Origin of the sequence: Enterobacter pseudoroggenkampii (assembly GCF_026420145.1) — a bacterium.
In the GTDB taxonomy this organism is placed as follows: Bacteria; Pseudomonadota; Gammaproteobacteria; order Enterobacterales; family Enterobacteriaceae; genus Enterobacter; species Enterobacter pseudoroggenkampii.
The window spans coordinates 2321468-2345851 of record NZ_JAPMLV010000001.1 but is presented as its reverse complement, the minus strand read 5'-3'; the positions used below and the strand labels follow the sequence as shown (position 1 = coordinate 2345851).

The following is a 24384-nucleotide window of genomic DNA, read 5'->3' as shown; positions in this document are numbered from 1 at the left end:
CTGCCGAAGCAGTGCTTTTTTTCATCATATCGTCAGCCAAGGGATAACCAACGATACAATAGTCATATTAACTGCGGGTCAGTACGCGGCGTGCTTCGTTGTAGCGCTTCTTCCAGTATGGTTCATTCATGCTGGAAATGGTCACACCGCTGCTGGTGGAGGCATGTACGAACTGGTCGTTACCAATGTAGATGCCAACATGTCGACCTGTAGAACCGGCACGGAACAGGACTAGATCACCGGTGCGCAGTTTGGTACGTGAAATCGACTTGCCCATCTCCTGCTGTTCATAGGTTGAACGCGGAAGATCTAACCCAAATTGCTCACGGAACGTACGCTGTACAAAACCGGAACAATCAATACCTGTTTTTGTGCTGCCGCCAAGACGATAGCGCACGCCTTTCCAGTCAGCATACTGGTCCATAATGCGGGACTTCACGTCCAGATTACGTACCATATTTTCAAATTCATCCTGAGAGGCTTGCAGTGACGAGGAATCTTCCATTCCCACAACACGCGTCTCAGGATGCATATTCTTTGCGGTGTTCGATGTACTACATGCAGATAACAGTACCGCGACTGCTATCGCCGGGATCCCCCGTAAGATATATCTCAGAAACGGTTGAGATTTGACCATTTTGTTTATTATCCCTTGAAGTCCTTAACGACAAATATCGTTATAAAAATGCCAAACGTGACGAGACTAATTATCTGTTCACATTGAGACAATTCTTTCTGGTCACATTTGTGGCATAGCGCACAAAATTATTCACCATCGAAATAATTATCCCTATGGGGCAAAACGAGTTCGAGATTAACCGATTGCCAGGGGTATTGCGAGTAAAAAAAGCCTTTTTTTTATAAGAAAATGTGATACAGAAAGTAAAAATCCGTAATTGCTTAAAATGCGGTCAGATCCGAGGCTTTATCGCGCAATTGCTTCATTTTTATCATGAATGTGATGACAAGAATATGACACTGGGAAAAGATCGTGGCGGGAAGGCTATCAGGGATCATGTCGATCCCTGATAGCTCACGTTAATTTAGGTTAGTTATTTGTTCAATTATTGTTGCGCTTTACCGGGAAGATAACGATCGAACAGCGCTATTATCCTGTCGCTCAGTGGGGTCATCAAACACCACGGCAGCGCAATCAGCGCAACGGAGAGCGAACCGACGGCAATATCGGTGAACCAGTGAGCGCCAATCATTACGCGCGGGAAGGCAAAAACCACAAAAATAATCAGGGCTATGGCAAACGCTTTTCTGCCGAAATAGCGAAGCATAATTGCGGAAAAAATAAGCAGCATCATGCCGTGATCGCCGGGGAAACTGTCCTTCGACGCATCTTTTGTTGGAATATGCAGCAGTTCACTCACGCGATAAATATCGGTGAAAAAGAGCGTTGGGCTGGAGCGCTTAACCGGAATAATCGCGGTGGCCAGCTGGTTAATGACGACGGCAAACAGCAGCATCACCAGACCGATAATCAGAATACGCCGACGCCCGGCTTTGTCCTCTTTCAGCCAGAAAGAGAGCATCAGGCAGCCCATCGCCAGCAGCGAGAAGCCGTCGAAGGCGCGGTTGTTGGTAATTGCTACCAGCCACAGGAACGCGTTGCTCTTCACCAGCTCCTGGTTGAAGAAGTGGAAAATGGCAGAATCCAGCGGGAACCAGAAACCATGATCCGCCGGGATATACCAGGAGAAGAAAAGCGCCAGACCGGCGACATTAAGCAGTAATATCAGGGGAAATCGAGTTGTCATAACGTTCTGTATAGTGTGAAAACAGGGGCAACGTTAGCCGCCTGAACTTAAACGAATCCTCAACAGGCTGGACTGGAGGGCATTCCAGTCGGCGTTAACCGCACTAATTAACTCTATACGGCTGTCAGGCGGCGCCACATTTTGCGTTTCAATAAAGAAATCGTCGCCCTGACGGTTGATTCGCACCAGCCCGTCTGGCGTGCGCATGATCCCTTTCACGCGATCGACGGGCGCAAGTCGGGCCCACTCGAGGATCCCGATGGTGTCGAAAACGGTTTCAGCATCAAAAATCCACCCGCAGGCCTGATATCCCTGACCGCTGTTCAGGTTACGGCGCCAGCGCTGGTGCTCCGGCAGACTCAGGGCTGCCAGGCCCTGCTTAACCGGGTGACTGTGCGCATGCTCCGCGCTGGCTGGCAACGCGGTGAGGTTCAGACGTGGAAGGTCAAGCAGGGCGCTATCAATATTCCCCTGGGTGGCCTGCACCCGCGTGCGATTGCCGCCGAAATGCTGCCACCACGACTCCAGCGCGGCCTGGCTTTCAGCCGTGGCGCGATCGGCTTTATTCGCGACAATAACGTCAGCCGAGGCGAGCTGATCGCGGAAGTTCTCATTGGCCAGCGACTTGTCATCCAGAAGCTGACGCGGATCGAGCAGGCACAGGGTGGCGCGCAGATCGATCCACGGCTCGTAAACCGGGGCGGTCAGTAGATCGAGGATCTGCTTCGGGTGACCCAGCCCGGTGGGTTCAATCAGCAGGCGATCAGGTTTGCCCTGACGCAGCAGAGTATTGAGCCCGACCTGCATCGGCAGGCCATTGACGCAGCACATGCACCCGCCGGGGATCTCTTTAATCATTGCGCCGCTGGATGACAGCAGCGCGCCGTCAATGCCCACCTCGCCAAATTCATTGACCAGCACGGCCCATTTCTCGGCCGGATCTTTATTTGCCAGCAGATGGAGAATTGAGGTGGTTTTACCGCTGCCGAGAAAACCGGTGATGAGGTTGGTTTTGGTCACGTGCGCTCCGGATGAGAATGGTGATGCTATAACACTATTCTCTATCCTGGCGAAAAACGTGCTCTGTGAGAAGGGGAAGGGCGAACGGAGGCCTCATCCGTTCGCATTAAACGCAATAATCGTTAAAGATTTAACGTTTCGATAACAGCCTGACGCGCGCCGTGGCGGGTAATGCGCTCATAGGCCTGGCTGACAGCCTCCACAAAAACGCGATTATGCGCAAGATCGTGACCAAAGACCTCGCTCAGCCCCAGCAGGGCGTTAACGCGGTCAGCGTCGCTGCTGGCGTTAACAATCTTGCGGATTTTATCGCTAAGGGGATCGCGTACGTCAATCGCGTTTCCGCGTTCGTCGGTACCGCTGACGTAGCGTATCCAGCCGGCCACGCCCAGGGCCAGCAGCGACCACGGCGTATTTCGCTCAAGATGAACGCGGATCCCGTCCAGCATTCTCTGGGGCAGTTTCTGGCTACCGTCCATCGCGATTTGCCAGGTCCGATGCTGGAGGGCCGGGTTGGCAAAGCGCTCGATCAGGCTATCGGCGTATGCCGTGAGGTCGACATCCTTGATGCGCAACGTGGGGGCCTGCTCGTCCAGCATCAGCCGACGGGCTGCTTCACGGAACGCCGCGTCCTCCATGCATTCATTTATATGGGCGTAGCCCGCGAGGTACCCCAGATACGCCAGGAAAGAGTGGCTGCCGTTGAGCATGCGTAATTTCATCTGCTCCCACGGCAGCACATCCTGCACCATCTGGACACCCGCCACTTCCCACTCGGGACGCCCGGCGACAAAATTATCTTCTACGACCCACTGAATGAACGGCTCGCAGCTGATGGCGCACGGATCTTCCACGCCGAGCGCGTCGGTGATTTCCGCCAGCGAGGCCTCCGTTGCGGCGGGCACAATCCTGTCGACCATCGTCCCCGGGAAACTCACGTGGCTATCAATCCATTCAGATAACCCTGCGGAACGTTTTTGCGCCATGCCCAGCACCGCGTTTTTCACCACGTGCCCGTTGTCAGGGATATTGTCGCAGGACAGCACGGTAAACGCAGACAAGCCGCGCTCGCGGCGGCGGTGGAGGGCTTCGACCAGGATCCCTGGGGCCGAATGTGGCTCGGAGGGGTTTTCAAGGTCGTGGACGATCCGGGGGTTATTCAGATCGAGTTTTCCGGTCGCGGGATCGATGCAATAGCCTTTTTCCGTGATGGTGAGCGAGACAATCGCAACCTGAGGCTCGCAAAATTTCTCAATAATGGCGGGCAGGGAGTCCAGCTTTGCGTTCAGGCATTCATGGACGGCACCGACGATAATGGCCTCATTTCCTTCAGCCCCTTTTTCCAGCACGGTGAACAGATGATCCTGCGCGCGCAGCTGGCTCATCAGCACATCGCCGCTGAAAAGGCTAATCTCACAAATCCCCCAGTCGCCGCCTTTTTCATTCAGCACCCGATCTGTTAACAATGCCTGGTGCGCACGGTGAAACGCGCCAAAGCCAAAGTGGACGATGCGGGAGCGTAATAACTGGCGATCGTAGCGCGGTTGCTGAACCCGGGCAGGAAGGGCGGTGGAGGCAATTGTCTTCATGAGGTACACACCTGATTAACCATTAATTAACAATGCCAGTGTAAAGTTATATGACAGCAAATAAAATTGGTAAGCCGTAAATATCCCCGTTATGTGAGTTTGATCAATCAATGTGTGGCGGTGTATTGACCCTTCACGGCAAACATGTATGGTAGTCGTCATTGCAGTAGCACATATTGGTATAACAACTTAAGAGGGTGAGGCAATGGAACAAACCTGGCGTTGGTACGGGCCGAACGATCCGGTTTCTCTTGATGATGTGCGCCAGGCTGGCGCAACGGGTGTCGTCACGGCGCTGCATCATATTCCAAACGGTCAGGTCTGGCCGGTAGAGGAAATTCAACAGCGTCAGGCGCTGCTGGCGGAGAAGGGGTTAACCTGGTCTGTGGTGGAAAGCATCCCGGTTCATGAAGACATTAAAACCCATTCAGGGGAGTACCAGACCTGGATTGCTAACTATCAGCAGAGCATTCGCAACCTGGCGACCTGCGGCATTGATACGGTCTGCTATAACTTCATGCCTATCCTCGACTGGACGCGAACCGACCTTGAATATCAGATGCCGGACGGCTCGAAAGCGCTGCGTTTCGATCAGATTGCCTTTGCGGCATTCGAACTGCACATTCTGAAACGTCCTGGCGCCGAAGCGGATTACACCGCGGAAGAGCAGCAGCAGGCGCGCGCGTGGTTTAACGCTGCCAGTGACGCGGACATCGAAAAGCTGACCCGTAATATTATTGCGGGCCTGCCCGGGGCTGAAGAAGGGTATACGCTGGATCAGTTCCGCGCGCGCCTGGCGGAATACGGCGATATTGATAAGCAGCAACTGCGTGAAAACATGGCGTATTTCCTGCGCGCTATCGTGCCGGTTGCGGAAGAGGTAGGGGTTCGCCTGGCCGTGCATCCGGACGATCCACCGCGTCCTATCCTCGGCCTGCCGCGTATCGTGTCTACGATTGAAGATATGCAATGGCTGAAAGAGACGGTAAACAGCATTTACAACGGTTTTACCATGTGTACCGGCTCCTACGGCGTGCGTGCGGATAACGACCTGGTGCGGATGATTGAAGCCTTCGGCGATCGTATCCACTTCACGCATCTGCGCGCGACCTGCCGTGAAGAGAATCCAAAAACCTTCCACGAGGCGGCGCACCTGGGCGGCGATGTGAATATGGTGGCGGTGGTAGACGCCATTCTGGCGGAAGAGGCGCGTCGTAAGCAGGCGGGCGATGTGCGTCCTATCCCGTTCCGTCCGGATCACGGTCACCAGATGCTGGACGATCTGCGTAAGAAAACCAACCCGGGCTATTCGGCGATTGGCCGTCTTAAAGGCATGGCGGAAGTGCGCGGCGTTGAGCTGGCGCTGAAGATGACGAAGTATCCGGAGCTCCTGTAACCGAAATTGCCGGGTGGCGGCTTCGCCTTACCCGGCCTACAAAAACACAAAAACCGGCTTCAGGGCCGGTTTTTTCGTGGGTCGGGTAAGCGTAGCGCCACCCGACAAACGCCGCAATCAGTCAGCGCGACCCATATAGCGTTTTTCTTCGATATGGATGCGGATCTTCTCGCCAGCAGAGAGGTATTCCGGTACCTGCACAACCAGGCCGGTCGTCAGGGTAGCCGGTTTGTTGCGCGCACTTGCGGACGCGCCTTTGATGCCAGGCGCCGTTTCAACGATTTCCAGATCGACGGTCTGAGGCAGTTCCAGCGCCAGCAGCACGCCGTCCCAGGTCAGAACCTGCATGTCAGGCATGCCGCCTTCAGGGATAAACAGCAGCTCTTCTTCAATCTGATCTTTGGTGAAGATGTACGGGGTGTAATCTTCTTTATCCATGAACACATATTCGTTGCCGTCGATGTAGGAGAAATCAACATAGCGACGGGTCAGGGTCACGGTATCGACGATATCGTCACCTTTAAAGCGCTCTTCCACTTTCAGGCCGGTACGCACATCGGCGAAACGCATTTTGTACAGCGTTGCTGCACCACGGGCGCTCGGGGCCTGAATGTCGATATCTTTCACAATCAGCAGTTTGCCGTTGTAATTCAGCACCATACCTTTCTTAATTTCGTTCGCTCTTGGCATTGCAGTAATCCTGTTTACGGGAGGTAAAAAATATCGCGCCAAATTACTCGCGCGCGGCCTTTCAGGCAAGAGGAATTCGTGGCTTTTGCTATCAATACGCAAAAGGTGTTACTGTGCGCGCGATGCCCGACTCGCGGGCGATCGTCAGCGAAAGAGAGCATTTATGGATTGCCGTCCCGATTGTGGCGCGTGCTGTACTGCACCGTCCATTTCAAGCCCCATTCCAGGAATGCCCGAGGGCAAGCCTGCCAATACCCGCTGCGTTCAGCTCTCGGAAACCAACCTGTGCATGATCTTTGGCTCACCGTTGCGCCCGAAAGTCTGCTCCGGGCTTCAGCCCGCTGCCGAAATGTGCGGCAGCACGCGAGAGCAGGCGATGACGTACCTTCTTGAACTTGAAACGCTCACTGCGCCTTAAACATCTTTAATTCTCGCCAGGCAGGCCATCGTCAGCGTACACATCACCAGCGCAATCCAGAACACCGTGTGATAGTTCCAGATTTCGGCCACGACGCCGGCCATTGAGCCCGCGATAATCCAGCCCACGCGGGTGGTATTAGTATAAAGGGTGGTGGCTGAGCCTGCCTGACCCGGCATCAGATCCTGGAAATAGAGCATGCCTATCCCGGCGAGAATGCCAATATAGATGGCGTTCAGCAGCTGTAACGCCAGCAACAGCCCAGGCGTATGTACCGTCAGCATACCGATATAAAACAGCAGACCGGCGACAGCGGCGATGCGCATTAAAAACCGCTTTCCGAAGCGCTTAGCGTAATAGCCCGCGATGAGCATCGTCGGGATCTCAAGCCCGGCCGCGGTGCCCATCATGATGCCCGCCAGCTTCTCCGACAGGTGCAGTTCATTAATAATAAACAGCGGCATATTGATGATATACAGGCTGTTGGTGCCCCACATCATAGTGCAGATAACAAACAGGAGCAGGGCATCGCGGCGGTTACGGCGCGGCGCTTCCACTACGCCCGTTGCCACTTTGGGCTCTTTGCGCATGGACGGCAGGAAGAACCACACCAGCGCGCCGCACGCCACAAACGCAACGGCCGCACTCAGGTACATCACCGTAAAACCAAAACCCATCGCCAGCGCGTAGGCCAGCGGCGGACCAATCACCCATGCCAGCGATACCTGCGCACGCAGGACAGAGCTGAACATCACCGCTTCACGTCCGGTATGGTCCGCGTGTTCGCGGGCAAGGGCGAACAGCTGAGGGTTTGCCGTTGAGCCAAAGCTGCTCAGAAATACCCCGACGAAGAGCAGAATGAAATAGTTGCGGTTCCAGGCAAACAGAACGCAGGCCATGACCCCCAGCAGGCAGCAGAAAACGATCAGGCTTTTACGATCGCCTTTTCTGTCGGATCGCCCCGCCAGAAACTGGCTGACCAGGATGCCGATGATGGCGCTTCCGGTAAAAAAGAAGCCGACCATTGCCGGGCGGACGTGAACCTCGTTTGTCAGGAATAAGCTCAATGTCGGCGTCTGTAACGCGCCGGCAATGCCCGTGAAGAAGGCAACAACGAGGAATGCCGCAGAGGTCAAATCAAAGGGCTTCGGCGAGACCGCCGCAGGGGTGTTATGCATGTTTTATAATTAGCGAGTAGCAGAGAGGGGCGGAGTTTACGCCGTCAGCTAAAAAATAAACAGTGGGTGCGGTCAATGATGCCACGAAAAATCAAAATGGCATTTCAACTTACCTCTCACCCGGCTGACCTTAGCTGAAACTGGCTTGCTGAACTTCAGCAAAATTCAGCTGAACGAAGAAGAAATGTGCTGTATCTCTAAATTCTGAGATCGGAAATACGAGTTTACTTGCAAGACATTGCAGAAAGCGCAAGACTTTTTGAAACGTTTCAGCGCTATCTTGTTTTAACAAACGGAGCAGGCTAGCGCATTTTTTCTCATTAAAGCTGAAACGATTCAAGTTCAGCAGGAGTGGAGAACCATGTTCCAGTTATCTGTTCAGGATATCCACCCGGGCGCTCAGGCCGGGGATAAAGAAGAGGCTATTCGCCAGGTTGCCGCTGCGCTTGTGCAGGCGGGTAACGTCGCGGACGGCTATGTCAACGGCATGCTGGCGCGCGAGCAGCAGACCTCAACCTTCCTCGGCAATGGCATTGCCATTCCGCACGGCACCACCGATACCCGCGATCAGGTGTTGAAAACCGGCGTTAAGGTTTATCAGTTCCCGCAGGGCGTGCTCTGGGGCGACGGTCAGGTGGCCTATGTGGCCATCGGTATCGCGGCCAGCAGCGACGAACACTTAGGTCTGCTGCGTCAGTTGACGCATGTCCTGAGCGATGACGATGTGGCTGAACAGCTTAAGTCCGCAACCACAGCTGAAGAGCTGCGTGCGTTGCTGATGGGCGAAAAACAGAGCGAAGCGCTGAAACTGGATAATGAAACGCTGACGCTGGATGTGGTTGCCTCCGATCTGGTGACGCTGCAGGCGCTGAACGCGGGCCGTCTGAAAGAAGCCGGCGCGGCGGATGCCACGTTTGTGACGCGCGTGATTAACGATAAGCCGTTGAATCTGGGTCAGGGTATCTGGCTGAACGACAGTGCTGAAGGCAACCTGCGCAGCGCTATCGCCGTGAGCCGCGCGGCCAATGCGTTTGACGTAGAAGGCGAGCCTGCAGCCATGCTGGTGACCGTGGCGATGAACGATGAACAGCCGGTTTCCGTGCTGAAGCGTCTGGGCGATCTGCTGCTGAACAACAAAGCTGAAAAACTGCTGAACGCTGATGCCTCCACCGTGCTGGCGCTGCTGACCAGTGATGATGCGCCGACTGAAGACGTGCAGACCGCTGAGTTCGTGGTACGTAACGAGCACGGCCTGCATGCCCGTCCGGGCACCATGCTGGTGAATACCATTAAACAATTCGAGAGTGAGATCACCGTGGCGAATCTTGATGGCACGGGCAAACCGGCCAACGGCCGTAGTCTGATGAAAGTTGTCGCGCTGGGCGTGAAGAAAGGGCACCGTCTGCGTTTCACCGCACAGGGTGCTGATGCTGAACAGGCGCTGAAAGCGATTGGCGATGCCATCGCGGCGGGTCTGGGGGAGGGCGCATAATGAGCAGACGTGTTGCGACTATTACGCTGAACCCGGCTTATGACCTGGTAGGATTTTGCCCGGAAATTGAGCGCGGCGAAGTCAACCTCGTGCGTACCACTGGCCTGCATGCTGCGGGTAAAGGGATTAACGTCGCGAAAGTGCTCAAGGATCTCGGTATCGACGTCACCGTAGGTGGATTCCTCGGTAAAGATAACCAGGATGGTTTCCAGCAGCTGTTCAGCGAGCTGGGCATTGCCAACCGTTTTCAGATTGTTCAGGGCCGTACCCGCATCAACGTGAAGCTTACGGAGAAAGACGGTGAAGTAACCGACCTGAACTTCTCGGGCTTCGAAGTGACGCCGTCAGACTGGGAGCGTTTTGTTAACGATTCTCTGACCTGGCTCGGTCAGTTTGACATGGTCTGCGTCAGCGGCAGCCTTCCGTCCGGCGTGAGCCCGGAAGCGTTTACCGACTGGATGACGCGCCTGCGCAGCCAGTGCCCGTGCATCATTTTTGACAGCAGCCGCGATGCGCTGGTTGCGGGCCTGAAAGCCTCGCCGTGGCTGGTGAAGCCGAATCGCCGCGAGCTGGAGATCTGGGCGGGTCGTAAGCTGCCAGAATTAAAAGATGTGATTGACGCTGCCCATGCGCTGCGCGAGCAGGGTATCGCTCACGTGGTGATCTCGCTTGGTGCAGAAGGCGCGTTGTGGGTTAACGCGTCTGGCGAATGGATCGCCAAACCGCCGTCAATGGAAGTTGTGAGTACCGTTGGCGCAGGGGATTCCATGGTTGGCGGCCTGATTTATGGTCTGCTGATGCGTGAATCCAGTGAACATACTTTACGTCTTGCCACTGCCGTTGCTGCCCTGGCCGTCAGCCAGAGCAACGTCGGTATTACCGATCGTACCCAGTTAGCCGCGATGATGGCGCGCGTTGACTTAAAACCTTTTAACTAACAGCAGGAGAGGAATAATGAAAACGCTGCTGATCATTGACTCCGGTCTCGGACAGGCTCGCGCCTATATGGCGAAGACCTTGCTGGGCGCGGCGGCACAAAAAGCACATCTGGAGATTATCGATAATCCAGGCGATGCAGAACTGGCCATTGTACTGGGCGACAAAATCCCGGCTGACAGTGCGCTGAACGGCAAAAAAGTGTGGCTGGGCGATATTAATCGCGCGGTGGCACACCCGGAACTCTTCCTTAGCGAAGCGAAAGGTCACGCGTCTGTCTACAGCGCGCCTGTCGCAGCGGCACCGGCTGCGGCCACGGGTCCGAAACGCATTGTTGCGGTGACGGCCTGCCCGACGGGGGTGGCTCACACCTTTATGGCTGCTGAAGCTATTGAAACCGAAGCGAAAAAACGCGGCTGGTGGGTAAAAGTTGAAACGCGTGGCTCCGTCGGTGCCGGCAACGCTATCACCCCAGAAGAAGTGGCTGAGGCCGATCTGGTGATCGTGGCGGCGGATATCGAAGTGGACCTGGCGAAATTTGCCGGTAAGCCAATGTACCGTACATCTACCGGCCTGGCGCTGAAAAAGACCGCGCAGGAGTTTGATAAAGCGCTGGTAGAAGCGAAGCCGTATCAGGCAACCGGCGCGCGTCAAACCGCGACAGAAGGTAAGAAAGAGTCTGCGGGCGCCTATCGCCATCTGCTGACCGGCGTGTCATACATGCTGCCGATGGTGGTGGCGGGTGGTCTGTGTATTGCCCTCTCGTTCGCGTTTGGTATTACCGCGTTTAAAGAGCAAGGCACGCTGGCCGCTGCGCTGATGCAGATCGGCGGTGGTTCAGCCTTCGCTCTGATGGTGCCGGTACTGGCGGGCTTTATTGCCTTCTCCATCGCTGACCGTCCTGGCCTGACGCCGGGCCTTATCGGCGGTATGCTGGCCGTGAGTACCGGTTCCGGCTTTATCGGCGGGATTATCGCGGGCTTCCTGGCCGGTTACGTCGCGAAGCTCATCAGCTCGAAGCTCAAGCTGCCGCAGAGTATGGAAGCGCTGAAACCGATCCTGATCATCCCGCTGATTTCCAGCCTGGTGGTCGGTCTGGCGATGATTTACCTGATTGGTAAGCCGGTTGCGGGCATCCTGGCGGGTCTGACCCACTGGCTGCAAACCATGGGTACCGCGAACGCGGTTCTGCTGGGTGCAATCCTCGGCGGCATGATGTGTACCGACATGGGTGGTCCGGTGAACAAAGCGGCGTACGCCTTTGGTGTTGGCCTGCTGAGTACCCAGACCTACGCGCCAATGGCAGCCATCATGGCGGCAGGTATGGTGCCTCCTCTGGCGCTCGGCCTGGCGACGATTATTGCCCGTCGTAAGTTCGATAAAGCGCAGCAGGAAGGCGGCAAAGCGGCGCTGGTGCTGGGTCTGTGCTTCATCACCGAAGGGGCAATTCCGTTCGCGGCCCGTGACCCAATGCGTGTACTGCCTTGCTGTATCGCGGGTGGCGCGGTAACGGGGGCAATCTCCATGGCGATTGGTGCGAAGCTGATGGCACCACACGGCGGTCTGTTCGTGCTGCTGATCCCTGGCGCTATCACGCCGGTGCTGGGCTACCTGCTGGCGATTGTTGCCGGTACGCTGGTGGCGGGTCTCTCTTACGCAGTGCTGAAACGTCCGGAAGCGGAAGTCGTGGCAAAAGCAGCGTAAGCGATAAACAACAAAAAAGCCGGGTTGCATTACGCACCCGGCTTTTTTTATGCCGCCTGTTCAGCGGTTTGCTGTGCCTTCAGCCAGGCAATCTCTTCTGCCCAGATATCCGGATTGATGGTTTCCAGCACCATCGGAATACCGTCGAAGCGGGCGTCCTGCATAATAAAGCGAAACGCATCGTGGCCGATGTTGCCTTCGCCGAGGCTGTGGTGGCGGTCAACGCGGCTGCCAAAGGCGCTTTTCGCATCGTTTAAGTGCATGCCGCGCAGGTACTTAAAGCCCACAATGCGCTCGAACTCATCAAACGTGTTTTTCGTTGCCTCGGTTGTGCGCAGGTCATAGCCGGCGGCGAACGCGTGGCAGGTATCAATGCACACGCCAACGCGGGATTTATCCTCCACGCCGTCGATAATCGCCGCCAGATGTTCGAACCTGAAGCCGAGGTTGCTGCCCTGACCGGCGGTATTCTCAATCACCGCGGTGACGCCTTTGGTCTTGTCCAGGGTGATGTTGATGGACTCGGCAATGCGCGCCAGGCAGGCATCTTCGTCGATCTGCATCAGATGGCTGCCCGGATGGAAGTTCAGCAGCGTCAGCCCCAGCTGTTCGCAGCGCTGTACTTCATCAAGAAACGCCTCGCGGGATTTTTCCAGCGCCTCTTCAACCGGGTGACCGAGGTTGATCAGGTAGCTGTCGTGGGGAAGGATTTGGCCTGGCCCGTAGTGGTACTTCTCACAGGCAGCTTTGAAATCATCAATCACTTCAGCGGTGAGCGCTGCGGCGCGCCACTGGCGCTGGTTTTTGGTGAACAGGGCGAAAGCGGTCGCCTCGATTTCGGCGGCGCGAATGGCGGCATTCGCAAGGCCACCTGCAGCGCTGACGTGCGCTCCAACATATTTCATATAAAAACTCCTGCTAACCCGAAACGCTTATGATAGCGGGTTAGCAGGAGAAGGACGAGATGGTTTATGCCATCAGGCTGTGCACCGCGAGGTTAATGGCACCGCCGCCGACAATCAGCCAGATGAAGAGCACCAGCGCCATCAGCAGCGGTTTCGCGCCGGCTTTTTTCAGCGCGCTGACGTGTGTGGTGACGCCCAGCGCCGCCATCGCCATCGCCAGCAGGACCGTATCCAGCGTCACCAGCATATCCACCATCGCTTTTGGCAGCAGGTGGAAAGAGTTGAAGACAGCGACCACGATGAACAGGATCGCAAACCACGGAATGGTGATTTTGCTTTTCTCGCTGCCGCCTGCCGGAGCAAGCTGTTTAACCCTCGCCGCGAGGAAAAGCAGGAACGGGGCCAGCATCATCACGCGCAGCATTTTGGCGATGACCGCCGCGTTTTCCGCTTCCGGGTTAATGGCATGTCCTGCCGCCACCACCTGGGCCACTTCGTGCATGGTCGAACCGATATAGATGCCGTAGGTTTCCGGGCTAAACCAGTGCGCCACCAGCGGATACATGGCCGGATAGAGGAAGATCGCCAGCGTACCGAAGATCACCACTGTCGCCACCGCCACGGTTACCTTGCTGGCTTCGGCTTTAACGACGGGCTCCGTTGCCAGCACCGCCGCGGCTCCACAGATACTGCTCCCGGCACCGATCAGCCAGCTGGTTTGCTTATCCAGGCCAAAGACTTTCTGGCCGATAAAGCAGGCCAGCAAAAAGGTGCTGGTCAGGGTCAGGACGTCGATGGCGATTCCGCTCACGCCCACATCCGCAATCTGCGAAAAGGTGAGGCGGAAGCCGTAAAGGATGATCCCGAGACGCAGCAGGTGCTGTTTGGCAAAGATCACGCCGCCGTCGCAGGATTTCCAGATATGTGGGTAAACGGTGTTACCCACGACCATGCCGAGCAAAATGGCGAGCGTCAGCGCGCTGAATCCTGCGCCTGCGATAGCCGGGATGCTGCCGCCCCAAAGCGCGACGGCGGTCACTGCGGCGCTGAGCGCAAGACCCGGCACGAAGTGCCACACTGTACGATGATGTTGTAAGGTGATTTCTGACATAACCTTCTCCTTTGTCTGGCTAAAGGTTACGGCGCTCTGGCTTAAAAATAAAATTGATTATATACTTATAATCAATCTATATAAGTGGTAAGCAACCATGCACATTACATTGCGTCAGCTGGAAGTGTTTGCCGAGGTGCTGAAAAGCGGCTCGACGACCCAGGCGTCACAAATGCTGGCGCTCTCGCAGTCTGCGGTCAGCGCGGCGTTGACCGATCTTGAAGGACAGCTGGGCGTTCAGCTTTTCGACAGGGTAGGGAAGCGGCTTGTGGTGAACGAGCACGGCCGTCTTCTTTATCCGCGCGCGCTGGCGCTGCTGGAGCAGGCTATCGAAATCGAGCAGCTGTTCCGCGAAGACAACGGTGCGATCCGCGTCTATGCCAGCAGCACCATCGGGAACTACATCCTGCCGGAAGTGATTGCCCGCTACCGCCGGGATTTCCCCACCCTGCCGCTGGAGATGAGCGTGGGCAATAGCCAGGACGTCATCAACGCGGTGATCGATTTCCGCGTGGATATTGGTCTCATCGAAGGACCCTGCCATAACGTCGATATCATTGCCGAGCCCTGGCTGGAAGATGAGCTGGTGGTGTTTGCGTCCCCGGCCTCGTCGTTATTGCAGGGCGAGGTGACGCTGGAGCGCCTGGCGCAGGCGCAGTGGATCCTGCGCGAACAGGGCTCCGGCACGCGTGAAATTGTCGATTATCTGCTGCTTTCCCATCTGCCGCATTTCCAGTTAGGGATGGAGCTGGGGAACTCTGAGGCCATCAAGCACGCGGTGCGTCATGGCCTGGGGATCAGCTGTCTTTCCCGGCGCGTCATTGCCGAACAGCTTGAAACGGGGTCGCTGGTTGAAATCCCGGTTCCATTGCCGAAGCTGGTGCGTACGCTGTGGTGCATTCATCATCGTCAGAAACACCTTTCCAGCTCGCTGCAGCGTTTTCTGCGCTATTGCGAGATGTAATCTTCCCCTCATCCTGCCCTCTCCCCAAAGGGGAGAGGGAAAAATTATGCTTTACTTATAATCCTGGCCGAGTCATGAAGCTCTCTTATAACTGAGTATTTCTGCCGGAAGGAACGCGGATCGTCTGCTACAATCGCGCCTCATTTATTAAATGGACAGCATTTTCATATGGTTTCAGAAATTAAAACCACAGAAGCGCCCACGCTACGTCGTGAACTCAAGGCGCGTCACCTGACGATGATCGCCATTGGAGGCTCAATCGGTACAGGTCTTTTCGTTGCCTCTGGCGCAACGATTTCGGCAGCCGGCCCGGGTGGGGCACTTTTCTCTTATATCCTGATTGGCCTGATGGTGTACTTCCTGATGACCAGTCTCGGCGAACTGGCCGCGTACATGCCGGTATCCGGTTCGTTTTCGACCTACGGTCAAAAATACGTTGAAGAAGGCTTTGGCTTCGCGCTGGGCTGGAACTACTGGTACAACTGGGCGGTCACTATCGCCGTTGACCTCGTCGCCGCGCAACTGGTAATGAACTGGTGGTTCCCGGATACGCCGGGCTGGATCTGGAGCGCCCTGTTCCTGGCCGTCATCTTCCTGCTGAACTACATCTCCGTGCGCGGTTTTGGCGAAGCGGAATACTGGTTCTCTTTGATCAAAGTGGCAACCGTCATCATCTTTATCGTCGTCGGTGTGGCGATGATCGTTGGTATTTTCAAAGGCGCAGAACCTGCGGGCTGGAGTAACTGGACAACAGGCGATGCGCCGTTTGCCGGTGGACTGTCGGCGATGATTGGCGTGGCGATGATTGTCGGTTTCTCCTTCCAGGGGACCGAGCTGATTGGTATCGCTGCCGGTGAGTCAGAGAACCCTGAGAAAAATATTCCGCGCGCGGTTCGTCAGGTCTTCTGGCGTATCCTGCTGTTCTACGTGTTCGCGATCCTCATTATCAGCCTGATCATTCCGTACACCGATCCAAGCCTGCTGCGTAATGACGTTAAAGATATTAGCGTCAGTCCGTTCACGCTGGTCTTCCAGCACGCCGGTCTGCTTTCTGCTGCGGCAGTGATGAACGCCGTTATCCTGACCGCTGTGCTTTCAGCCGGTAACTCCGGGATGTACGCGTCCACCCGTATGCTCTACACGCTGGCATGCGACGGTAAAGCCCCGCGTATCTTCGCGAAGCTGTCCCGTGGCGGGGTACCGCGTAACGCGCTGTATGCCACCACGGTGATTGCCGGTCTGTGCTTCCTGACCTCTATGTTTGGCAACCAGACGGTGTACCTGTGGCTGCTTAACACGTCCGGAATGACGGGCTTTATTGCCTGGCTGGGGATTGCCATTAGCCACTACCGTTTCCGCCGTGGCTTCGTCAAACAGGGTCACGATATTAACTCGCTGCCGTATCGCTCCGGCTTCTTCCCGCTGGGTCCCATTTTCGCCTTCATTCTGTGCCTGATCATTACGCTTGGACAGAACTATGAAGCGTTCCTGGCGGACACCATTGACTGGGGCGCTGTCACGGCGACCTACATTGGTATTCCGCTGTTCCTCGTCATCTGGTTTGGTTACAAGCTGACGAAAGGAACAAAATTCGTTCGCTACAGTGAAATGGAATTCCCGGAACGATTTAAACAATAACCGCACTTCCTCTCTATTAGCCCGCTCGTTTGAGCGGGCTTTTTTATTGCCGCATCCTGAAACAAAGATATATTTCTTAACAATTCAATTGATAATAATTATCGTTTGCTTTATCGTTATCAAAAATAAGCGTGCTACCGACCCACCGGAGATGTGGGCGGCAGGGAAGACGCTGTGAGCAATGATGATTTGATTGAGTTGTATTTACCTCATGGAGATATGGAATGTTTAGGTTGAATCCCTTCGTCAGGGGAGGACTTTGCGCGTCCGCAATGTCCCTGGCCCTGCCTGTTATCGCAGCGGAATCCGGCGACACAATGGTTGTCACGGCCTCCGCGACCGAGCAAAACCTGAAAGACGCACCGGCAAGCATCAGCGTCATCACCCAGGAAGATTTGCAGCGCAAACCCGTTCAGAATCTGAAAGATGTGTTACGGGAGGTGCCGGGCGTGCAGCTCACGAGCGAAGGGGACAACCGTAAAGGGGTAAGTATTCGTGGACTGGACAGCAGCTATACGCTGATCCTGATCGACGGCAAGCGCGTCAATTCCCGTAACGCAGTGTTCCGCCATAATGATTTCGACCTCAACTGGGTGCCGGTTGACGCCATCGAACGCATCGAAGTGGTGCGCGGACCGATGTCTTCTCTTTACGGCTCCGATGCGCTGGGCGGCGTGGTGAACATTATCACCAAGAAAATCGGTCAGAAATGGACGGGTACACTGAGCGCCGATTCCACGGTTCAGGAACATCGCGACCGTGGAGATACCTATAACGGTCAGTTCTATACCAGCGGGCCGCTGGTGGACGGCCTGCTGGGGCTGAAAGCCTACGGTAGCCTCGCGAAGCGTGAGAAAGACGGTCAGCAGAAGTCCTCTACCACGGCGAGCGGTGAAACGCCGCGCATTGAGGGCTTCACCAGCCGCGATGCGAATGTGGAGTTCGCCTGGACGCCGTCTGAAAATCATGACTTTACGGCGGGCTACGGTTTCGACCGTCAGGACCGTGACTCGGATTCCCTCGACAAAAACCGCCTTGAACGTCAGAACTACTCTCTCAGCCACAACGGCCGCTGGGGCGTCGGCAACAGCGAGCTGAAGGTTTACGGCGAAAAGGTAGATAACAAAAACCCGGGCAACAGCAATCCGATCACCTCCGAGAGCAACGCGGTGGACGGAAAATACGTGCTGCCGCTGGGCGAAATCAACCAGATGATGACCTTCGGCGGCGAATGGCGTCACGATAAGCTGAAGGATCCGGTCAACCTGACGGGCGGTTCCAGCAGCAGTACGTCGACAAGCCAGTATGCCCTGTTCCTTGAAGATGAGTGGCGTCTCTTTGAACCTCTGGCGCTGACCACCGGTATCCGTATGGACGACCATGATACCTACGGCGACCACTGGAGCCCGCGCGCCTATCTGGTCTACAACGCGACCGATACCGTAACGGTGAAAGGGGGCTGGGCGACCGCGTTTAAAGCGCCGTCGCTGCTGCAGCTGAGCCCGGACTGGGTCACCGGCTCGTGTCGCGGTGCCTGTGAGATTGTCGGTAACCCGGATCTGAAACCGGAGACCAGCGAGAGCTTCGAGTTCGGTCTTTACTACAGCGGGGAAGAGGGCTGGTTAGAGGGCGTGCAGGCCAGCGTCACCACCTTCCAGAATAACGTCGATGACCGCATCAGCATTAGCCGTACGGCCAATGCGAAGCAGGCGCAGAGCTACCCTAACTACGTTGGCCTGAATGCGGACGGTGAACCGATTTTCCGCTACTACAACGTTAACAAGGCGCGCATCCGCGGGGTGGAGACCGAGCTGAAATTCCCGCTGGCGGACGACTGGAAAGTGACGCTGAACTACACGTACAACGACGGTCGTGATATCAGCAACGGCGGCAACAAGCCGCTGTCGGATCTGCCGTTCCATACCGCCAACGGTACAGTTGACTGGAAGGCGACGCAGGACTGGTCGTTCTATGTTCAGGGCAACTACACCGGTGAGAAACGCGCGCTGACCAGCAGCGACCCAACGCCGGGTGGCTATGTTATCTGGAATACCGGCGCCGCGTGGCAGGCGACGAAAAGCGTGAAGCTGCGCGCGGGCGTGCAGAACCTGCTGGACAAAGATCTGAGCCGCGACGATTACAGCTACACGGAAGATGGCCGTCGCTACTTTGTCGGCGTGGATTATAAGTTCTGATGTAACCTTTATGCCCGGTGGCGCTTCGCTTACCGGGCCTACAAAATCCGCGAATGTAGGCCGGGTAAGGCGAAGCCGCCACCCGGCAATCACCCGCACTTACCCGAACAAATGCTCCGCATGGAAGCGGAGATGATCCTCAATAAAGGACGCAATGAAGTAATAGCTGTGATCGTATCCCGGCTGAATGCGCAGCGTCAGCGGCCAGTCCTTCTGGCGTGCCGCTTCTGCCAGCACCGCAGGCTGTAGCTGTCCGGCGAGGAACTGATCCGCATCGCCCTGATCGATAAGCATCGGGATCGCATTTGCTGAGCTGCCGGCCAGCATCAGCGCACAGCTGTCCCATGCCTGCCATTTTTCTGCATCCTCACCCAGATAGTGTGTGAAGGCTTTCTGCCCCCACGGCACCTGTGTTGGGTTCACAATCGGTGCAAATGCCGACACGCTGACGTATTTCCCCGGATTTTTCAGCGCCATGATGAGCGCCCCGTGTCCGCCCATTGAGTGGCCGCTGATTGCGCAGCGCTCGCCGACCGCAAACTGCGACTGCACCAGCGCAGGAAGTTCATCGCGAAGGTAATCATACATGCGGTAGTGGCGCGCCCAGGGCTGCTCGGTCGCATTGAGATAAAACCCGGCGCCTTTGCCCAGGTCGTATCCGGCATCGTCGGCCACATCATCGCCACGCGGGCTGGTGTCAGGCATCACCAGCGCAATGCCCAGCTCGGCGGCAATACGCTGCGCGCCCGCTTTGGTGGTGAAGTTTTCGTCGTTGCAGGTCAGGCCGGAAAGCCAGAACAGAACCGGTGGATTTTCCGTCGGGGGCAGGAAAATGCTGAACGTCATCGCACAGTTCAGGACGGTGGAGTCATGCCGCCAGCGCTGCTGTCGACCTTCAAAACAACGGTGCTCTTCGAGCAGTTCCATGCAGGGCTCCTTAATGAGAATGCGTATTCATAAAAACCATAATACAGCCTTTTCATTGACCTGTGAGTAACTTTCACTTTCGCCAGAGGGCGAGATGCTGCATCATAAATTTACTTTTCTTTAACATTTGGAGCGGTCATGGCGCTGCGTATTGCGCTCAGTGGGTTTGTCGTGCTGGTGGTGGCGATGGGGATAGGGCGCTTTGCCTTTACGCCCCAGGTGCCGCTGATGATTGCTGCCGGACAGCTTACGCTGACCAGCGCGGGTCTGGTGGCGGCGATGAATTATCTGGGCTATCTGGTGGGCGCGTGGGATGCGATGCGTGCGCACCGCTTCGTTGAAACGCGCCTCTGGCTTGGCATCACCGGCGCGGTGGCGCTGACGCTGCTCTCCGCGGCGGCGGATAATGCCGTCGTGCACGGCCTGCTGCGTTTTGTCATCGGCTGCATGAGCGGCTGGTCTATGGTACTCATTGCCGCCTGGACCAACGAACGGCTGGGGCAGCTCGGTAAACCGGGCCTGAGCGCTGCGGTGTTTGCCGGACCGGGGGCGGGCATCGCCCTGAGCGGGCTGCTCGCCGTCTATATCCAGGCGAAGTCCCTGTCGGCCGGGGCGGCATGGCAAATCTACGGCGTGCTGGCGCTGGTGCTGATTGCCCTGGTGGCGCGCTACCTGCCGCGATCCGGGCAGCTCCATCGACCCGGCACCGCGCCAGAGCCGCTGGTTCTGACGGCGGATTTAAAGCGCCTGGTCTGGAGCTACAGCCTGGCCGGGTTTGGCTATATCCTCCCGGCGACCTTCCTGTCGCAAATGGCGGCGGTGCGTTTTCCCGGCAGCCTGTTTGCCCAGTTTGCCTGGCCGATTTTTGGTCTCGCCGCCGTGGTGGGGATTGCGCTCAGTATTCTGTTACGCCATACCTCAACGGCTAACCGCAGGCTGGCTATCGTGCTGTGGTTACAGGGGGCGGGCGTGCTGGCGGCCTGGCTGCTGCCGGGGATTGGCGGTTTGCTGACGGGCGGGCTGCTGGTGGGAGGCGGCTTTTTGTGTGCCGTGCAGCTCTCTCTTTTATACGGTCGCGAGCTGGCGCCAAACCACACGCGCTATATGGCCGGCCTGCTCACCACCGGGTATGCGATAGGGCAATTGATTGGCCCGATGACCTCGGCGTTATCAACCTGGCTTACCCACCGGCTGGAGCCCGCGCTGGGGCTGGCGGGCGTGGCGCTGTTCGTCGGCGGAGCCCTGGTCTGGAATCGTCACGCTGAAAGGCAACAGCAATTGCAATAATTATCGTCGTGAATACTGGATTATGTGCGCCGCCTCACGCACAATGAACGCATACTTTTGCCACAACGAGGGCAAAAGACGCCACACCTGCAGGAGAACAAAATGTCATCACTCAGTAAAGAAGCTGCCCTGGTCCACGAAGCCCTGGTTGCGCGCGGTCTTGAAACGCCACTGCGTCCGCCCGTACAGGATTTGGACAATGAAACCCGCAAGCGTCTGATTGCCGGTCATATGACCGATATCATGGAGCTGCTGAATCTCGATCTGAGTGACGACAGTCTGATGGAGACGCCGCACCGCATCGCGAAAATGTACGTCGACGAAATTTTCTCGGGTCTGGATTACGCCAACTTCCCGAAAATCACCGTCATTGAAAACAAGATGAAAGTGGATGAGATGGTGACGGTCCGCGATATCACGCTGACCAGCACCTGCGAACACCATTTCGTGACCATCGACGGTAAAGCGACCGTGGCGTATATCCCCAAAGATACGGTGATTGGCCTGTCGAAGATCAACCGCATCGTGCAGTTCTTTGCTCAGCGTCCGCAGGTGCAGGAGCGCCTGACCCAGCAGATCCTGACCGCGCTGCAAACGCTGCTGGGCACCAATAACGTGGCCGTCTCTATCGACGCGGTTCACTACTGCGTGAAAGCGCGCGGCGTGCGCGATGCCACCAGTGCGACCACCACAACCTCGCTGGGCGGTCTGTTTAAATCGAGCCAGAATACCCGCCAGGAGTTCCTGCGCGCCGTACGTCACCACAACTAAGTCTTACAGGGCAGGGACCATGGAGCGAAACGTCACGCTCGATTTTGTTCGCGGCGTCGCCATTCTCGGTATCCTGCTGCTTAATATCACCGCCTTCGGTTTGCCGAAGGCGGCTTATCTGAATCCTGCATGGTATGGCGACATCACCCGCAGTGATGCCTGGACGTGGGCGGTCCTCGATCTCTTTGCGCAGGTCAAATTCCTCACGCTCTTTGCCCTGCTGTTTGGCGCAGGCCTGCAGCTTCTCCTCAAACGCGGTACGCGCTGGATCCAGTCGCGCCTGACGCTGCTGGTTATCCTCGGCTTTATTCACGGCCTGTTCTTCTGGGACGGCGATATTCTTCTTGCCTATGGGTTAGTCGGGCTCATTTGCTGGCGCCTCATTCGCGATGCGCACAGCGTTAAAAGCCTGTTCAACACCGGGGTGATGCTCTATGTCATGGGGCTTGGAGTGCTGTTGCTGCTGGGGATGATCTCCGGCGAGACGACAAACCGTGCCTGGATCCCGGATGCCGCTAACCTGCAGTACGAGCAGTTCTGGAAGCTGAAAGGCGGTACGGAAGCGATAAGCAACCGCGCGGATATGCTGGGGGACAACCTCCTTGCTCTGGGGGCGCAATACGGCTGGCAGCTGGCGGGCATGATGCTGATGGGCGCGTCACTGATGCGCACCGGCTGGCTGAAAGGCGAATTCAGCCTGCGTCACTATCGGCGAACGGGTGTGGGGCTGGTGCTGCTGGGCGTGCTGATTAACCTCCCGGCGGTCATTACGCAGTGGCACATCCACTGGGATTACCGCTGGTGCGCGTTCCTGCTCCAGGTGCCGCGCGAACTGAGCGCACCGTTCCAGACCATCGGCTACGCGGCGCTGATCTATGGCTTCTGGCCAACGCTTTCCCGCCTGTGGATCGTCAGCGCTATCGCCTGCGTGGGCCGTATGGCGTTGAGCAACTACCTCCTGCAAACGCTTCTCTGCACCACGCTTTTCTATCGCTTTGGCCTGTTTATGAAATTCGACCGCCTCACGCTGCTGGCGTTTGTTATCCCGGTCTGGGTGGTTAACCTGGCGTTTTCTGTTCTCTGGCTACGTTATTTCCGCCAGGGACCGCTGGAGTGGGTGTGGCGTCAGTTAACCGCACATGCTTCAGGGGTATCATTGAAAAACACATCCAGATAACGATCTGGATCACAATCATTAACAAAACGGATGTAAGCGTTTTCATGAGTGTGAGCTTCTTCACGTAGTCCCCTTTCTCTCGCTGCCAAAATAGCCACCTTGCTAAACACAGGGGGTGTCTGTGAGTTGCTGCAATCCTTTGAAGGATGGTGAATATGATCACCATTCGTGACGTCGCCCGTCAGGCGGGCGTTTCTGTGGCCACCGTCTCGCGCGTGCTGAACAACAGCGCGCTGGTCAGCCCTGAAACCCGTGAAACCGTAATGAAAGCCGTGACCCAGCTCGGGTACCGGCCAAATGCCAATGCGCAGGCGCTTGCGACGCAGGTCAGCGACACCATCGGCGTGGTGGTGATGGATGTATCAGATGCCTTTTTCGGCGCGCTGGTGAAAGCGGTCGACGTGGTCGCCCAGCAGCATCAGAAATACGTCCTGATCGGCAACAGCTATCATGAGGCGGAAAAAGAGCGCCATGCCATCGAAGTGCTGATTCGCCAGCGCTGTAACGCCTTGATTGTCCACTCAAAAGCCTTGAGCGATGAAGAGCTAACCGGCTTTATGGATCAGATCCCGGGCATGGTGCTGATTAACCGTATCGTCCCCGGCTATGCCCATCGCTGCGTCGGGCTGGATAACGTCAGCGGCGCCATGATGGCCACGAAAATGCTCATTAACAACGGGCATCAGCGGATTGGCTATCTGGCCTCCAGCCATCAGATTGAAGATGACGACCTGCGGCGCGAGGGATGGCAAAACGCCCTGAAAGAGCACGGCATGATGCCATCCGAAAGCTGGGTGGGAACCGGTACGCCGGACATGCAGGGCGGTGAAGCGGCGATGGTGGAACTGCTGGGCCGCAACCTGCAGCTGTCTGCGGTGTTTGCCTATAACGACAGCATGGCGGCAGGGGCCCTGACGGCGCTGAAAGACAACGGCATTGCGGTGCCACAGCATTTATCACTCATTGGCTTTGATGATATTCCGATTGCCCGTTACACCGACCCGCAGCTGACAACGGTGCGCTACCCCATTGCCTCTATGGCGAAACTGGCGACTGAGCTGGCGTTACAGGGGGCGGCAGGGCTGCTGGATCCGGGCGCAACGCACTGTTTCATGCCGACTTTAGTGCGCCGCCACTCCGTCGCGGCCAGGCAAACTGTGGTTCCGATCACTAACTGATTACATGAGGTGATGTAACCGTTTTCAATCTGTGAGTAAATT

General features: G+C 56.5%; 21 protein-coding genes. 12 read left to right on the top strand and 9 right to left on the bottom strand.

What is annotated here, in order from left to right:
• Window positions 1-67: 67 nt before the first annotated feature.
• The 4 genes from mepS to OTG14_RS11430 form a co-directional block, all read right to left on the bottom strand.
• Window positions 68-637, bottom strand: a complete 570-nt coding sequence (gene mepS, locus OTG14_RS11445; protein WP_008500946.1) for a bifunctional murein DD-endopeptidase/murein LD-carboxypeptidase — start codon at window positions 635-637, stop codon at window positions 68-70.
• A gap of 427 nt (window positions 638-1064) precedes the next feature.
• The gene (locus OTG14_RS11440; RefSeq protein ID WP_032646574.1) at window positions 1065-1766 is read right to left on the bottom strand and encodes a phosphatase PAP2 family protein; all 702 of its coding nucleotides are present in this window, start codon (window positions 1764-1766) and stop codon (window positions 1065-1067) included.
• Between the two features lie 33 nt (window positions 1767-1799).
• Window positions 1800-2786 (bottom strand): CobW family GTP-binding protein, encoded by a 987-nt coding sequence (locus OTG14_RS11435; protein WP_024908179.1) that lies wholly within the window; start codon window positions 2784-2786, stop codon window positions 1800-1802.
• A 122-nt stretch (window positions 2787-2908) separates the two neighbouring features.
• Window positions 2909-4375 (bottom strand): mannitol dehydrogenase family protein, encoded by a 1467-nt coding sequence (locus OTG14_RS11430; RefSeq protein ID WP_267215082.1) that lies wholly within the window; start codon window positions 4373-4375, stop codon window positions 2909-2911.
• 205 nt (window positions 4376-4580) lie between these two features.
• Here OTG14_RS11430 and uxuA point away from each other — a divergent pair, with 205 nt between their 5' ends.
• On the top strand, window positions 4581-5771 hold the full coding sequence (gene uxuA, locus OTG14_RS11425; RefSeq protein ID WP_267215081.1) for a mannonate dehydratase: 1191 nt from the start codon (window positions 4581-4583) through the stop codon (window positions 5769-5771).
• 117 nt (window positions 5772-5888) lie between these two features.
• On the opposite strand, the gene yeiP is transcribed toward uxuA, so the two are convergent.
• On the bottom strand, window positions 5889-6461 hold the full coding sequence (gene yeiP / locus OTG14_RS11420; RefSeq protein ID WP_008500940.1) for an elongation factor P-like protein YeiP: 573 nt from the start codon (window positions 6459-6461) through the stop codon (window positions 5889-5891).
• A gap of 163 nt (window positions 6462-6624) precedes the next feature.
• On the opposite strand from yeiP, the gene OTG14_RS11415 reads away from it, so the two are divergent.
• Window positions 6625-6879, top strand: coding sequence for a YkgJ family cysteine cluster protein (locus OTG14_RS11415; RefSeq protein WP_032645293.1), 255 nt, complete (start codon window positions 6625-6627; stop codon window positions 6877-6879).
• Here OTG14_RS11415 and setB read toward each other — a convergent pair.
• Window positions 6876-8057, bottom strand: coding sequence for a sugar efflux transporter SetB (setB, locus tag OTG14_RS11410; RefSeq protein WP_267215080.1), 1182 nt, complete (start codon window positions 8055-8057; stop codon window positions 6876-6878). The two genes, OTG14_RS11415 and setB, sit on opposite strands and share 4 nt — an antisense overlap.
• 361 nt (window positions 8058-8418) lie before the next feature.
• Between setB and fruB the strand changes: the two genes are divergently transcribed.
• Genes fruB through fruA form a run of 3 tightly spaced genes read left to right on the top strand, consistent with a single transcriptional unit; the run spans window position 8419 to window position 12189 of the window.
• Complete coding sequence (gene fruB / locus OTG14_RS11405; RefSeq protein ID WP_032646567.1) at window positions 8419-9549, top strand: fused PTS fructose transporter subunit IIA/HPr protein; 1131 nt, start codon at window positions 8419-8421, stop codon at window positions 9547-9549.
• On the top strand, window positions 9549-10487 hold the full coding sequence (gene fruK, locus OTG14_RS11400) for a 1-phosphofructokinase (RefSeq protein ID WP_023312480.1): 939 nt from the start codon (window positions 9549-9551) through the stop codon (window positions 10485-10487). The genes fruB and fruK overlap by 1 nt, the downstream gene beginning before the upstream one ends.
• A gap of 16 nt (window positions 10488-10503) precedes the next feature.
• Window positions 10504-12189, top strand: coding sequence for a PTS fructose transporter subunit IIBC (gene fruA / locus OTG14_RS11395; RefSeq protein ID WP_024908174.1), 1686 nt, complete (start codon window positions 10504-10506; stop codon window positions 12187-12189).
• 47 nt (window positions 12190-12236) lie between these two features.
• On the opposite strand, the gene nfo is transcribed toward fruA, so the two are convergent.
• Window positions 12237-13094, bottom strand: a complete 858-nt coding sequence (gene nfo / locus OTG14_RS11390; protein WP_024908173.1) for a deoxyribonuclease IV — start codon at window positions 13092-13094, stop codon at window positions 12237-12239.
• A gap of 64 nt (window positions 13095-13158) precedes the next feature.
• Window positions 13159-14205, bottom strand: coding sequence for a YeiH family protein (locus OTG14_RS11385; protein WP_090419485.1), 1047 nt, complete (start codon window positions 14203-14205; stop codon window positions 13159-13161).
• A gap of 97 nt (window positions 14206-14302) precedes the next feature.
• On the opposite strand from OTG14_RS11385, the gene yieE reads away from it, so the two are divergent.
• The 3 genes from yieE to cirA all read left to right on the top strand — a co-directional run bounded on the left by yieE (window position 14303) and on the right by cirA (window position 19002).
• Window positions 14303-15169: a DNA-binding transcriptional regulator YeiE gene (yieE, locus tag OTG14_RS11380; protein ID WP_024908171.1), complete on the top strand. Its 867-nt coding sequence runs from the start codon at window positions 14303-14305 to the stop codon at window positions 15167-15169.
• A gap of 168 nt (window positions 15170-15337) precedes the next feature.
• The gene (locus tag OTG14_RS11375; RefSeq protein WP_024908170.1) at window positions 15338-16807 is read left to right on the top strand and encodes an amino acid permease; all 1470 of its coding nucleotides are present in this window, start codon (window positions 15338-15340) and stop codon (window positions 16805-16807) included.
• A gap of 224 nt (window positions 16808-17031) precedes the next feature.
• Window positions 17032-19002: a catecholate siderophore receptor CirA gene (cirA, locus tag OTG14_RS11370; RefSeq protein WP_208763090.1), complete on the top strand. Its 1971-nt coding sequence runs from the start codon at window positions 17032-17034 to the stop codon at window positions 19000-19002.
• Between the two features lie 99 nt (window positions 19003-19101).
• Here cirA and fghA read toward each other — a convergent pair whose 3' ends face one another.
• Window positions 19102-19929 carry an S-formylglutathione hydrolase gene (gene fghA / locus OTG14_RS11365; RefSeq protein ID WP_267215079.1) on the bottom strand — a complete coding sequence of 276 codons (828 nt, stop codon included), beginning with the start codon at window positions 19927-19929 and terminating at the stop codon, window positions 19102-19104.
• A 138-nt stretch (window positions 19930-20067) separates the two neighbouring features.
• Here fghA and OTG14_RS11360 point away from each other — a divergent pair, with 138 nt between their 5' ends.
• From OTG14_RS11360 to galS, 4 genes are all read left to right on the top strand, one after another.
• Window positions 20068-21216 carry a YbfB/YjiJ family MFS transporter gene (locus tag OTG14_RS11360; protein WP_267215078.1) on the top strand — a complete coding sequence of 383 codons (1149 nt, stop codon included), beginning with the start codon at window positions 20068-20070 and terminating at the stop codon, window positions 21214-21216.
• Window positions 21217-21318: 102 nt separating this feature from the next.
• Window positions 21319-21987 carry a GTP cyclohydrolase I FolE gene (gene folE / locus OTG14_RS11355; protein ID WP_008500927.1) on the top strand — a complete coding sequence of 223 codons (669 nt, stop codon included), beginning with the start codon at window positions 21319-21321 and terminating at the stop codon, window positions 21985-21987.
• Window positions 21988-22006: 19 nt separating this feature from the next.
• Complete coding sequence (yeiB, locus tag OTG14_RS11350; RefSeq protein WP_267215077.1) at window positions 22007-23164, top strand: DUF418 domain-containing protein YeiB; 1158 nt, start codon at window positions 22007-22009, stop codon at window positions 23162-23164.
• 155 nt (window positions 23165-23319) lie between these two features.
• Window positions 23320-24342, top strand: a complete 1023-nt coding sequence (galS, locus tag OTG14_RS11345) for an HTH-type transcriptional regulator GalS (RefSeq protein WP_032646558.1) — start codon at window positions 23320-23322, stop codon at window positions 24340-24342.
• Window positions 24343-24384 lie beyond the last annotated feature (42 nt).